This window comes from Paenibacillus planticolens, from assembly GCF_013141725.1.
In the GTDB taxonomy this organism is placed as follows: domain Bacteria; phylum Bacillota; class Bacilli; order Paenibacillales; family NBRC-103111; genus Paenibacillus_E; species Paenibacillus_E planticolens.
In genome coordinates this window covers 95,210-106,537 of record NZ_WHNZ01000045.1, presented here as the reverse complement: position 1 = coordinate 106,537, position 11,328 = coordinate 95,210, and the positions used below count along the sequence as shown (strand labels likewise).

General features: G+C 51.6%; 12 protein-coding genes. 8 read left to right on the top strand and 4 right to left on the bottom strand.

Annotated elements, in window-relative coordinates; translation table 11 throughout:
• Positions 1-13 precede the first annotated feature (13 nt).
• A complete protein-coding gene (locus tag GC097_RS21655) occupies positions 14-454 on the bottom strand; it encodes a MarR family winged helix-turn-helix transcriptional regulator (RefSeq protein WP_312875715.1) in 441 nt (146 codons plus the stop codon).
• 361 nt (positions 455-815) lie between these two features.
• Here GC097_RS21655 and GC097_RS21650 point away from each other — a divergent pair, with 361 nt between their 5' ends.
• The 6 genes from GC097_RS21650 to GC097_RS21625 all read left to right on the top strand — a co-directional run bounded on the left by GC097_RS21650 (position 816) and on the right by GC097_RS21625 (position 8,132).
• A complete protein-coding gene (locus GC097_RS21650; RefSeq protein WP_171685381.1) occupies positions 816-1,178 on the top strand; it encodes a Na-translocating system protein MpsC family protein in 363 nt (120 codons plus the stop codon).
• 260 nt (positions 1,179-1,438) lie between these two features.
• Positions 1,439-3,796 carry an FdhF/YdeP family oxidoreductase gene (locus tag GC097_RS21645; RefSeq protein WP_171685584.1) on the top strand — a complete coding sequence of 786 codons (2,358 nt, stop codon included), beginning with the start codon at positions 1,439-1,441 and terminating at the stop codon, positions 3,794-3,796.
• A gap of 65 nt (positions 3,797-3,861) precedes the next feature.
• Positions 3,862-4,653: a formate dehydrogenase accessory sulfurtransferase FdhD gene (gene fdhD / locus GC097_RS21640; RefSeq protein ID WP_171685583.1), complete on the top strand. Its 792-nt coding sequence runs from the start codon at positions 3,862-3,864 to the stop codon at positions 4,651-4,653.
• A gap of 94 nt (positions 4,654-4,747) precedes the next feature.
• On the top strand, positions 4,748-7,258 hold the full coding sequence (locus tag GC097_RS21635) for a S1C family serine protease (RefSeq protein ID WP_171685380.1): 2,511 nt from the start codon (positions 4,748-4,750) through the stop codon (positions 7,256-7,258).
• A 49-nt stretch (positions 7,259-7,307) separates the two neighbouring features.
• Positions 7,308-7,811: a VanZ family protein gene (locus tag GC097_RS21630; protein WP_246294388.1), complete on the top strand. Its 504-nt coding sequence runs from the start codon at positions 7,308-7,310 to the stop codon at positions 7,809-7,811.
• 66 nt (positions 7,812-7,877) lie between these two features.
• Complete coding sequence (locus GC097_RS21625; protein WP_171685379.1) at positions 7,878-8,132, top strand: hypothetical protein; 255 nt, start codon at positions 7,878-7,880, stop codon at positions 8,130-8,132.
• A 283-nt stretch (positions 8,133-8,415) separates the two neighbouring features.
• On the opposite strand, the gene GC097_RS21620 is transcribed toward GC097_RS21625, so the two are convergent.
• Complete coding sequence (locus GC097_RS21620; RefSeq protein ID WP_171685378.1) at positions 8,416-8,640, bottom strand: hypothetical protein; 225 nt, start codon at positions 8,638-8,640, stop codon at positions 8,416-8,418.
• An 18-nt stretch (positions 8,641-8,658) separates the two neighbouring features.
• The gene (locus GC097_RS21615) at positions 8,659-9,438 is read right to left on the bottom strand and encodes a pirin family protein (RefSeq protein ID WP_171685377.1); all 780 of its coding nucleotides are present in this window, start codon (positions 9,436-9,438) and stop codon (positions 8,659-8,661) included.
• A gap of 163 nt (positions 9,439-9,601) precedes the next feature.
• Between GC097_RS21615 and GC097_RS21610 the strand changes: the two genes are divergently transcribed.
• Both GC097_RS21610 and GC097_RS21605 read left to right on the top strand, forming a co-directional pair.
• Positions 9,602-10,027, top strand: coding sequence for a BlaI/MecI/CopY family transcriptional regulator (locus GC097_RS21610; RefSeq protein WP_171685376.1), 426 nt, complete (start codon positions 9,602-9,604; stop codon positions 10,025-10,027).
• 5 nt (positions 10,028-10,032) lie between these two features.
• Positions 10,033-10,872, top strand: a complete 840-nt coding sequence (locus GC097_RS21605; protein WP_171685375.1) for a M56 family metallopeptidase — start codon at positions 10,033-10,035, stop codon at positions 10,870-10,872.
• 143 nt (positions 10,873-11,015) lie between these two features.
• On the opposite strand, the gene GC097_RS21600 is transcribed toward GC097_RS21605, so the two are convergent.
• A complete protein-coding gene (locus tag GC097_RS21600) occupies positions 11,016-11,192 on the bottom strand; it encodes a hypothetical protein (protein WP_171685374.1) in 177 nt (58 codons plus the stop codon).
• Positions 11,193-11,328: the final 136 nt, after the last annotated feature.

Sequence of the window (11,328 nt, the reverse complement as noted above, 5' to 3'; positions counted from 1 at the left end):
CGGCTAACTAATTTCATTCTTCTTTGGGGCGCAAATTCTCCTGCATTTGAAGCAGAAGACGGCGAAATAAGAGCAATTCCTCCGGTAAAAAGTGAGAAAAGGTTAACTCGTCCGTCGCCTTAATCGCTTCTTTGACATGGACGGTGACTTCCCGGCCCTTATCCGTTAGATAGACGCGAGTCACCCGCTGATCATCAGGATCAGGCCGGCGCTCAACAAGGCCAGTCTTCTCCATACGGTCAACCATGACCGTTAGTGTGGCGGGTTTGTTGTGAATGCGCGAAGCAAGATCGCGTTGGCTGAGGCCATCCTCGACGGACAAGGCAAGCAGCAAAGGGGGTTGGCCGGGATAGACGTCATACGGATGAATGATCTGATCGATCGTGCGGCGGTGCATTTTTAGCAAATGAGACATCATATGGGTGAGAGATTCTGGATTAGTGTGACGGGACAATGGAACACCCTCCTTTTTTAATTAGTCGGCTAATTAATATCTTAGAGAGGTCTTTCCCTCCTGTCAATACGATGTTTCGTTTTGCATTCAAAGAAAAATGTTCTTTGCGCGCCTCGGCGCTTTTCAGTTATTGTATAGATAAGGCATAAAGGAGAGTGGAAGGAAATGACGAGTGCTATCATTTGGAGCATTATTGCCCTTGTTATCATACTTGGGGCAACGTTCTGGATAACGCGGAAGGCTTACTCCCGCAGATGGGATGAAGAGGATCACGATTGAGGTTGAGGAGAGCATCCTCCCCCTAGTCAGGTATGCGCTTTCTTGCTATGATTGAAGCAGCAAACATAAAGGTGGCTGGCCGATGAACCGAGTAGAGGCCGAATTCAGTAACCTGGTCAAAGCTTATCGTAAGAAGCATATGGGCAAAGGGCCGGAGCGTGTAATAACGACTTTCTGCAAGTGTTGGGCGATCTGCGAGATGGCGGGAAACCTTTCTCCGGTGGAGAAGTTTATGGCGAAGACGGGCGATGGCAGACAAATGCTCCGCACGGCTCGCACGGAAATGGTCAAAGAAATATACCGCGACCATCCTCCTGTGGAGATGGAGGAACTGCTTGGCGCGAAATTCGTTCAGCTGTTCGTTGACATTGACATTGAGCAGGATTTGGGGATGTCGGTATTCGTCTTTGATCAGGATTTGGAAAAGAAGTTCAGCGGGAAGTAGGCTGTTACAGCAAAGGCCAACCTGCATAAGGCGCCGTATCGGATGATCCGGACCCTGCGTGGCGAACCTCATCTATCATGTAAAAAAATAAAAGTGCTTGGCACTTGGTAGCGAACCTGCCGGAGACTAACCACTGTGAAACATTGCTGTGAGACTTCCTTATGAAGGAAGCCGTAGGGCGTGTTTTGCGGTGGTTTTTTTGCTACATGCACGAATACACGAAATATATAACCAATACCGCGATAAAGGAGCTGCTCAAAATGGGAAAAACGAAGCACACCGGGCCGATCAAGCTGCCCGCCAAACCAGATCCGAAGCTGTGGGTCAGCAAGGTGCCGTTCGGACTTGGCAAAGTGAAGCCGCAGCATATTCGGGAAACGGCGAAAATCGCCTGGCAGAACCGGGATAATCTCCCGTATGCGTACCGGATTTTGACACAGGGGGTATGCGACGGCTGCGCGCTTGGGGTATCCGGACTGTACGACCAGACGCTGGCAGGACCGCATCTTTGCACGACGCGGCTGAACGTGCTGCGGCTGAATACGATGCCGGCGATTCGCGAGGAGCTGCTGCATGCAGACATCGACGAGCTGAGCCGCATGAGCAGCACCGAGCTTAGACAGCTCGGGCGTATTCCCTATCCGCTCATTCGCCGGCAAGGGGAGCGGAAATTCAGCCGCGCCACATGGGATGAGGCGCTGGATACCATCGCAGCGAAGGCCCGGGCGATTGACCCGAAGGGGATGGCTTTCTATCTGACGGCTCGCGGGATTACGAACGAGTCGTATTATGCGGCAGCGAAGGTGGCGAGGCTGCTTGGGACGAACAACATCGACAACGCCTCGCGCATCTGCCATTCGCCGTCAAAGACGGCTTTGAAGCGCTCCGTGGGTGTGGGCGCTTCGACATGCAATTACAAGGACTGGATCGGCACGGACGTCCTTGTGTTCTGGGGCAGCGTGGCCGCGAACAATCAGCCGGTCTCGACGAAGTATATGTATGCGGCCAAACGCAAAGGGACGAAGATCATTGTCATTAACCCGTACTACGAGCCGTCCATGGAGCAGTACTGGATTCCTTCCATTCCCGAATCCGCGCTATTCGGGACAAAGCTCGCCGACGATGTGTACCAAGTGAACATCGGCGGAGACATTGCCTTCATGAACGGCGTCATGAAGGTCTGGTTCGAGATGGAGGAGGCTGCGCAAGGCTCCGCCATCGACCATGCGTTCGTGCAGGCGCACACGAACGGCTACGAGCAGCTGCGCGCCCATGTCGCGCAGCAGGACTGGACGACGCTAGAACAGTCGTCCGGGCTCTCCCGCGAGCGCATGCGCGAGTTCGCGCAACTGCTGGCGCGTGCCGCCTCCGCGGTTTTCGTGTGGAGCATGGGGCTCACACAGCACCGCTTCGGCACGGACAACATCTCGCAGGTGGCGAATCTCGCCCTCCTGCGGGGCTTCCTCGGCCGCGAACACTGCGGGCTGATGCCCATTCGCGGCCACAGCGGCGTACAGGGCTCCGGCGAAATGGGCACGGATCCCTTCTCCCTGCCCGGCGGCGATATGAGCAGCGCCGCCGACCGCAGCCGCATCGAGCAGCTTTGGGGCTTCGCGCTGCCAAGCTGGCAGGGTGACATCGTCGGTGTCACCTTGGAGAACGCGCTCCTGCCTGAGGATCAGGAGCGGAAGCTCCGGCTGTTTTACACATCCGGCGGCAACTTCCTGGAGACGATGCCGGACCCGGCATTCGTCCGCGAAGCCCTAACGGCCGTCGATGTCCGTGTTCACCAGGACATCATTCTGAACACCTCCACGCTGCTGGACGCGCGGGAGGCCGTGGTGGTGCTGCCGGCGATGACGCGCTACGAGCAGCCCGGGGGAGGCACATCCACCTCGACGGAGCGGATGGTTTACTTCTCGCCCGAGATCGCCGGCCCGCGCATCGGCGAGGCTCGCGCGGAGTGGGCGATCTACGCGGATCTCGCGCGCCGCGTGAAGCCCGAGGCCGCCGCGCTGCATCTGGGCTGCGGCAGCGCCGAAGCGATCCGCGCGGAGATTGCCCTGGCCGCGCCGAGCTACAACGGCATTCAGCACCTGAAGGAGCGCGGTGATGTGTTTCAGTACGGCGGCGCGTGGCTGTGCGAGGATGGCGTCTGTCCGACGCCGGATGGCCGCGGCGCGCTGCTGCCGATCGAGCTTCCGCAGCTGCGGAAGCCGGAGGGGCACTTTGCCGTGACGACGCGGCGCGGCAAGCAGTTCAATTCGATGATCTACAGCGACATCGATCCGTTCAATGAAGCGGATCGCTACGATGTGCTGATTCATCCCGGGGACGCGGCCCCCCTTGCTCTAAGCGAAGGGGAGGCGATTGTGGTCTATAACCGGTTCGGCAGCATGCACGGTCGTGTCAAATTTGCCGAGGTCAAAACCGGCAACATTGAAGTGCATTGGCCTGAGGGGAACAGCTTGATTCCCAAAGGCGTCTACGAGCCGCACGCGGGCATCCCCGAATATAATACCGCCGTCATCGTTGAGAAGGCGGAAACATACCATGCGCACAAGGATACGCGATACGTGGAGAAACGGATTGAGGAACTGGAGATCGAAGCGGGGTGAAGACGATGGATAACGGACAGGAACGGGAACAGGAGCAGAAGCAGGAGCAGGAGCAGGCGGGGGCCATGCTTTCTTCAACGACAACTTGGCCCATCTACCGCTATAACGGTATGGAGATTCTCCCTCAGGAGGACACGATCGCCACAGAAGCGCCGCTTACGATCAAAGTGGATGGCGAGGAGTTTGCCACGCTGGTGTACACGCCTAAGGATACGGTTGATTTGGTTACCGGCTTTCTGGCTTCCGAGGGCTTGATTCGATTCGTAGATCAGATCGAGTCGCTGGTATTGGAAGAGGAGCGTGGCTTTGCGCATGTGAAGCTGCGTCATTTGCACCAGTTAAGCCGGCAAATGGTGTCCAAACGGTTCATCGGCTCCTGCTGCGGCAAAAGCCGTCAGTTTTATTTTCACAATGACGCCCGCACGGCCAAAACCGTTAGTACGAAGCTTCAGCTATCTGTTCGGCAGTGTTTTCATCTCATGAACCAACTGCAGGAGCAATCGTCGGATTTCCGGGCGACAGGCGGTCTGCACAATGCAGCCCTGTGTACGGCTGATGAGCTGCTTATGAGCAGGTCGGATATCGGACGTCATAATGCTTTGGATAAAATATACGGCCACCTGCTGAGGCAGCGAATTTCTGTCCGGGATAAGGTGATCGCTTTTAGCGGAAGAGTCTCTTCCGAGGTCGCTCTCAAGGCCGCCAAAATCGGAGTCGGCATACTGCTTTCGAAATCCGCTCCTACCGATTTGGCGCTTCGGCTCGCCCATGATTTGGGTATTACGGTTGTTGGATTCATCCGAAGAGATCAGTTAGCGGTCTACACCCATCCGCAGCGCATCATGGATTGTCGGTAAAGCCGTCATTTTTGGGAAAATATGTATTGTCTCTCTATCACAAATATGCTAGATTCTAGCTACTGCCATATTTTGTTAAGAGAGGAAGACCATCATGGGAATTTGGAGTACATGTACGAAAAAAGGGATCACCGTACTGATTGCAGCTTTCTTGCTTGTGTCCGTCACGGGGCCGTCGCCATCATTTGCAGCCGAAACGAATGCGGAGGTTCCTAAGGTTATTGAGAAGACTTCGCCGTCGGTCGTTGCGATTATTGGCAAGCCTTCCTACGATTCAAATAAAACACTAGAGAAGAACCGTTTTAATCTTGCGCACGGCACTGGCGTAATTGTTGAATCCAATGGGGTCATTGTGACGAATGCGCATGTTGTCAAAAATATGAAGAATATCGTCGTTGTTACATCGGACGGAACTACCTATAACGGGCATGCCACAAATATCGATGAGGAAAGCGATTTGGCATTAGTCAAAATCGATGCCTCCGGCTTATCGCCGGCGACTTTCGCTGCCTCCTCCGATATTAAAGTGGGGGAAACCGTAGCTGCTATCGGCACGCCGATTTCTTTTGCTTTGCGCAATTCCGTTACGGTTGGGATTGTCAGCGGACTTGACCGCTCGGTGAGCTCGCAGTATCAGCTTATCCAAACGGATGCCGCCATTAATCCCGGAAACAGCGGAGGCGCTTTGATCAACATGAACGGCGAGGTTATCGGTATTAATACGATGAAATATGCCGAATTCGGCGTTGAAAATCTCGGGTTTGCCATTCCGGTGGACACCGTCAAATATGTACTGAAACATTTTCAGCTGTACGGTAAAGTGAAACGCCCTTATTTGGGACTTGAGCTGGAAGAAAGCTGGGAAGCCGTCGTTGGCTTGCCAAGTTCCACAGGCCTCCGGGTTGCTTACGTCGATCCGGATTCTCCGGCGGCTGCAGCCGGCATCGAGCAGGATAATCTGATCGTTTCCATCGGTGCGAACAAGGTGAAGACATTGGTCGACTACAATGAAACGATTAAGAAATATTTGCCGGATGATAAAGTGGATATCACCGTCCAGTCGGGAAGTTCGACCGTCACTAAGACTATCACGCTGGGAGAAGCGCTTCATTCCGAAACGAAATGGAAGGAAGACGCCGATGGTTCCGATTTGGATGCAGACCGCGGCAAAACAAAAATCGGCGACAGCCATTTCGGATGGTCGATGAAATACCCGGCCGGCCTAGTGAAAGGGCGGCAGTCCGAGGATGGGAACTCCGTTAACTTCGTGGATGCCAAAGGAGAATTTTCCCTGTCCATTCAGGTAGACAATGAGAGCGACGAGCTGTCCCCGTCTGCGCTTTTGAATAAATTAACCGGGGGCAATGAGGATGATTACGGCGATGACATGCCGTCGACCATTCTGGAGCGTCAATATGTGAAGCGCGAGGGCAGTCCTTTTGCCAAAATAGTCGGTCGCTCCGGGGACCGCGGCTATATTCAAACCCGCGGCTTCCTTCACCAGGGGCGCTTGTACAAAGTGCAGTTATTTGTAATGAAAGACCACTACAACAATGATTTTAAACAAAATAGCTATAATGATTTGCTGGATTCTTTTAAGCTTTCCTTTAACGCACAGGATGAATCGCTCAAGGATATCTCTGTTTTCTCTAACGGCAATACGACCTACACGAATGAGTACGGCTTGACCTTCGAACTGCCCTCCAGCTGGCAGAAAAGCAGTTACACCGGAAGCTCGTCTTTCTTTAACGACGATTATTCCCAAATGCTTCAGGTGCACGTCACCTCCGCTTCTTCCGGCGATACGCTTGCCGCTTGGGTTGACCGTGAACGCAAGCAATTCGAAGCGCAGTATGTGTCGAAATACCGTAAAATCGCGGACCCTGAAGAGCTTACTGTGGCCGGTGTTCCGGCTCTGAAGGTAGCTTATGCTCAAACGCTAGGCAACAAGTGGAACGCGGGGTATTCCCTTTTATTCATCAAGGATAAATATAAGTACGAGCTCGAAGTCAGCTATCCGCAGGATGACGAGGGGGCTGAGCTGAATGATCTTCTGCATACCTTAACCTCCACGGTCGAAGTGGATAAAGCCAGCATGGATCAGGAGCTTGGTTTCATTCAAGATTTGAATGAGCTGATGGATCCGAATCGTACCGTTACTTATAAAAATGAGAAATATAAATATTCGCTGCAAATTCCGGAGATGTGGACAAGCAGCAAGTCATACAACAACAAAGATCAAGTGAATAAGTCCTTCCTCTTCACAGGCGGTTACTTGACGATCGGGGCGGACACCAAAACATCTTATGAAGATGCGGTAAAAGAAGGAGACGCCGCGCATAAGAAGAGTCATGATAACGATAAGGAATATGCCTTTACCGCTGAGGACACCACTGTATTAGGCGGCGTGAAGGCCAAAAAATACGAAGTACACTATACAAGCGCTAAAATTCCTTATACGGAAACAACCTACATCTTCAATCAAAATCAGATTTCGTATACCGTAACGCTGCGCATAGACGAAGCGGTTCGAACGGAAGCCAATGAGGCCCGGTTGAATAAAGCTTTTGCTTCTCTTACATTTTTGGATCTTGTGAAAAAATAGCGCTCCGTTTGAACCCTCTCATCAGCTTGAGGCTGAAGGGAGGGTTCTTATGTTGGCTGAAGAGGGGACGGTCATCATGAGGAAGAAGCTTGTCCGGCTGCTTGTATGGCTGTGTTTTATAGGTTACACGAGCTGTTTGCTGTACTGGATGTTTTTGGGATTTGGGCGGCGGAGTCTGCTGGCTTTCGATCATTTCGACTACGATTACAATGTAGTTCCTTTCAGGACCATTGGGATGTATATATGGAATTCCGATTCATTGCCAATACGGACGCGGGTGATTAATTTATTAGGCAATATCGTCGTCTTCATGCCTTTTGGGGTTCTGCTTCCGCTCTTGTTTGGGAAGGCGCGAAGGTACCGTGCTTTTCTGTTGGTTTTTTGCTGTCCGCTTGTTGTCTTGGAAGTGCTGCAAATGTTGCTCAGGGTGGGGAGCATGGACGTGGATGATGTGATTTTGAACACGATGGGGGCAAGTTTGGCTTATGGCTTATATGTGGTTTTCGAAAGGCGGTATGGCTCAGATCGGATTGAAATGAAATACAGGGTATAAAATGTGAGCAATTGCCTCAATATAGCCCTTGTAACGATTTCAATTCTGAGGAGGTTTCTATTCGCGATGACCAAGCAAGATTCAAGCTTACAGTCACAAAACCCGATATCATCCGCGCAAAATTCAGTCGATAATGTTCACCAAGCCGTTAATCATGCCATGTCACACCCTACGCCTCAAACACTGCAAGAGGCCCGGAATGCCATCGGCAAAGCGGAAAATTCGTTGGAGCAGGCAACGGATCAATCCGATGCGCCTGCTGTGCAGCAAGCAATTGAATCCCTCAGCGAGGATGAAGCTAGGCTTCAGTCGCTGGAATAAAGCCAAAAGGGGCTTGCCCATTAGTAGGTTTTCTACTTTGGGGAAGCCCCTTTGGTTTTTTTTGCTGAGTTAGCGCGGTGCTATGTGTATATTTCGTTATTGTCGCAATGAATATTGCCGTGATGACTTGTATGAGGGAACTACAGGGCTCTATTTGAGCTGGATGGGCCATTATCAGGGATTAGGTGGAACTGTAGGGTCTTATTTGGCTGAAAAGCTGACAATTTAGGGGGAATTGATCAAATAGAGGATCATAGTTCCCTTCAACTAGCTGGATTTTCGATTATCTGGAAAATAAGGGATCATAGTTCCCATTCGCCCCATTTTCGCCCAGTCCGCCCACAGCTCCATCGTCCCACCGCTCAGTCTGCCCCGTACCAGCTCCAGAGTCCGCCCCGCCCAGTCCCCGCACTAGCCCCAGAGTCCGCATCACCCAGTCCGCCCCATACCAGCCCCCGCACCAGCCCCAGAGTCCGCACCACCCAGACCTGCGCCGCGAACCCCGCACCAAAACAGCCGCCCAACCTTACTTGCGGTACAGCGCGTACCCCGGGTCCACCGGCACTTCGATCGCGATGATCCGTAGGCCTTGCTCGCTATCCGCCTTCAGTTGAAGCGTTTCGCCTGCCGGGTTATCCGGCCCGACAACGACAAAATCCTTATGAGACAAAGCTTGAGGCGCTTTGCCAGCCGCGGTGGCTTCGCTGAACCCTTGCCCTCTAATAACCAAAAAGGCCAGCTGCCGCTTTGGATCAAGGGAGTAAGTGAACGATGTGCCCGGTTCGAAGCTCCAATCATACATGTTCGCATCGGTGTCCAGTTGAATCGGAGCGTCACCGCCAATGACATGTTTCACTGTTACGCCGTCGTGCTGGCGGACTGGGAATCGGTCATGCTCGTACTGATTGTAAGTGGCAGGCTTCTTCACCGTCTCGCTGAGATGAGGCTCGAACCAGATTTGCATGCCCTCGGACCCAACGGTCCGGAACGCTTCCGCGTGATAGACGCCTGAACCGGCTTGAATGACTTGAGCGCCCCCGTTTGTCACGGTCTCAAGAGAGCCCAGCGAATCGCGGTGTTCCACGAGTCCTTCAATCACATACGTAACGATTTCGAACGCTTTGTGCGGGTGCATCCCGATTTCCGCAACATCGGCAGCTTTCCCCCATGCCCAGTAAAATAAGGAACCTACCCGATCTACCGCTGTTTTCTCGCCCGGAAAGCTGATTGCTCGCTGCTCCATAAATTTGCCCCCGTCAAATGCGCCAACACCTTGTTGATCAGCCGAAAATACTTGTATATGCATAAGAATCGCTCCTTCACTATAAAATATTTAATTACTAACTATATGTAAGTATTATAAATCTTTTTTAACCCTATGTAAAGTGTTATCCCATTTCTTCAAAGGCGTATCTTGACTTCTCTGCACAACTCAACCTACAATTTGTAGTGTAAGGAGTGTGTATATCATGAAAATGCAAAATTTTAAATATGAAGGAAGCGGACTTAACCGTTTTTTCGGCCCCTTGGAAGCCAGAATTATGGAGATTCTTTGGGATAAAGCTCAGGAAATGACGATTAAGGACGTCCAACAGAAGCTTGATAACGACAACGATAACAAAGCGAATAATTTCAACACCGTCATGACCGTGATGAACCGTCTGGTGGACAAAGGTATTTTGCAAAAGAAAGCCATTGTCCGTTCCTCTCGCTACAAGCCGGTTGTAACAAGAGATGAATTCATGGAAGCTCAGTCCAAAGAGCTCACACTTGATCTCATTGAAGAGTTCGGCTCGCTGGCAGTAACCCATATGGTGGATGCGCTGGATAAAGTAGATCCCGGTTTGCTGGACCAATTGGAGCAGAAAATCAAAGAAATGAAAAAGGATCGATAACCGACATGGAAAAGCGATTGAAATGGCTGTATGCGGCTTCTTTAGGCTTGTCAGGGGCTGTTTTGGGACAAATGCTGCTGTTTGTTGGCCAGTTTCTCTTCAACTCGAAAGCTCGCTACAACATCTTTGATTTGTGTGTCATCCTATTTAAAAATCTCCATGTTCCTGCGCCTCTTGCACTTACTTTGGTGAATGTTGTGATCATTTATACGCTCAGTGCCGTTGTTTGGTTGACGGTTCGGCAGGCGTTTCAGGCGGCTAAAGCGAAGAAACTGGTTGAAAAACATCAAAATGATCAGCTCGCCTTGCAGTACCGCGGCATTCACCGGCTGGACGAGCATCAACTGCGAATTATGTCTATCAAAACGCCAACGGCCATGACGATAGGCTTCTGGAAGCCGCAGATCATTCTGTCAACCGGACTGCTCAATATGCTGGAACCGGGTGAGCTTCAGGCTGTGATCGAACATGAAAAAAGCCACATGAAGCACCGCGATCCGCTCGCTGTCTTCCTGCTTTCCGTCATCTCCAAGGCGTTTTGGTACATTCCGTTATTCGCTTGGCTGGCTGAGAAATACCCTATCATGATTGAGCTTAGGGCGGATAAGTATGCGATTGGCCAAATGAATCAATCTGCAGATTTAGGCAGCGCTCTCCTCAAACTGCTCAAACAACAAGCGCCGACACAGCATCTATCCTTATCGCATGCTTCATTCGCCGAAACGTCCATGAATGTTCGCATCCAGCATATTCTTGATCCGCAAATGAACTTAGTTCCTCCTTGGCCTTTGCTTCGAATGGCGATTTCGCTGCTCACCTTTATCCTGCTGATGGGGCTCATTTAGAGCCCTTTTTGGTTTGGCAGCACCGGCAAGTAGAATAAGGTGCTGAACGTTCCCGCTCATACAAAAAAGCTATCCACTAGGTCCATTCAGACCCAATAAGATAGCTCCCTTTTAGCCCCTTTTTAGCTCATAATGCTATATGGTCAAACAGGCTCGTCCAGCTCCAACTCCTCCAACGTGAAACGGTTATCCCACAGAAAAGCCATATCATACTTTGTCGAATCGCGGCTAACAAACCGGGCAATGAGTGCAACAACACCTCCGATGGCCACCCCGAATGCGGCAATCCATCCTATCAAAGCAATTACTTGGTCGACCATGCCCATCCACTCCCCCAGCGCGATATGAACCCATATGCTATGAATATGCCGGAAGATTTTGAAACATGTGTGACAATGGAAAAGGGGCTCAATGGCAAGTAAATGCATCCGAAATGTCGAGGTAAGAGAGTTCTTT

Bases quoted from the DNA above. Each gene is read 5' to 3' on its own strand.
- fdhD (WP_171685583.1), top strand. From the start codon at position 3,862: ATGCTTTCTTCAACGACAACTTGGCCCATCTACCGCTATAACGGTATG.
- GC097_RS21630 (WP_246294388.1), top strand. From the start codon at position 7,308: ATGTTGGCTGAAGAGGGGACGGTCATCATGAGGAAGAAGCTTGTCCGG.
- GC097_RS21610 (WP_171685376.1), top strand. From the start codon at position 9,602: ATGAAAATGCAAAATTTTAAATATGAAGGAAGCGGACTTAACCGTTTT.
- GC097_RS21615 (WP_171685377.1), bottom strand. From the start codon at position 9,438: ATGCATATACAAGTATTTTCGGCTGATCAACAAGGTGTTGGCGCATTT.
- GC097_RS21635 (WP_171685380.1), top strand. From the start codon at position 4,748: ATGGGAATTTGGAGTACATGTACGAAAAAAGGGATCACCGTACTGATT.
- GC097_RS21605 (WP_171685375.1), top strand. From the start codon at position 10,033: ATGGAAAAGCGATTGAAATGGCTGTATGCGGCTTCTTTAGGCTTGTCA.
- GC097_RS21645 (WP_171685584.1), top strand. From the start codon at position 1,439: ATGGGAAAAACGAAGCACACCGGGCCGATCAAGCTGCCCGCCAAACCA.
- GC097_RS21650 (WP_171685381.1), top strand. From the start codon at position 816: ATGAACCGAGTAGAGGCCGAATTCAGTAACCTGGTCAAAGCTTATCGT.
- GC097_RS21625 (WP_171685379.1), top strand. From the start codon at position 7,878: ATGACCAAGCAAGATTCAAGCTTACAGTCACAAAACCCGATATCATCC.
- GC097_RS21600 (WP_171685374.1), bottom strand. From the start codon at position 11,192: ATGGTCGACCAAGTAATTGCTTTGATAGGATGGATTGCCGCATTCGGG.